The organism is Vibrio sp. 1562, from assembly GCF_033340155.1.
In the GTDB taxonomy this organism is placed as follows: Bacteria; Pseudomonadota; Gammaproteobacteria; order Enterobacterales; family Vibrionaceae; genus Vibrio; species Vibrio alginolyticus.
The window spans coordinates 1-644 of sequence record NZ_JAWOVY010000446.1; the positions used below are offsets into that span (position 1 = coordinate 1).

Here is a 644-nt window from a genome sequence, read left to right on the forward strand (position 1 = left end):
AGGGGAACCTGGCGCTGGATCACCTCCTTAAACGATGATTATTGCGATGAGTGTTCACACAGATTGATACGGTTTATAAAGTAAAGAGACGATACTGGGTCTGTAGCTCAGGTGGTTAGAGCGTTCGCCTGATAAGCGAGAGGTCGGTGGTTCGAGTCCACTCAGACCCACCAATTTCTTTCCCAAGGAATTGGCGACAGTATCGACACCTTGATGGGGCTATAGCTCAGCTGGGAGAGCGCCTGCCTTGCACGCAGGAGGTCTGCGGTTCGATCCCGCATAGCTCCACCATCTTTAAGTGTTCTTGAAAAAGAATCTTTAAAAATGGTTTTCATCAGAAAATCTAGCTCTTTAACAATTTGGAAAGCTGACAAAACAACAATTTATTGTTGTTTGTAAAGTTCTCAATGTTTGTCTTTAAGACAAACACCAAAAAACACATTCAAGTGTTCTTGGCTTTTTGTTTTCATTTTTTCTAAAAATGAAGGTAAAGAGATGAGTCCGGCAAAATCGATATGTCTCTCGCTCATTCAAATAATGAGAGACAACTTTGGTGATTTGAACATTAACTCGAAACTCCTTCGGGTTGTATGGTTAAGTGACTAAGCGTACACGGTGGATGCCTTGGCAGTCAGAGGCGATGA

At 42.7% G+C, this 644-nt stretch carries 2 tRNA genes; both read left to right on the plus strand.

Annotated features, from left to right (window positions below):
- Window positions 1-96 precede the first annotated feature (96 nt).
- A tRNA-Ile gene (locus tag R7Z49_RS25715) sits at window positions 97-173 on the plus strand.
- 42 nt (window positions 174-215) lie between these two features.
- A tRNA-Ala gene (locus tag R7Z49_RS25720) sits at window positions 216-291 on the plus strand.
- Window positions 292-644: the final 353 nt, after the last annotated feature.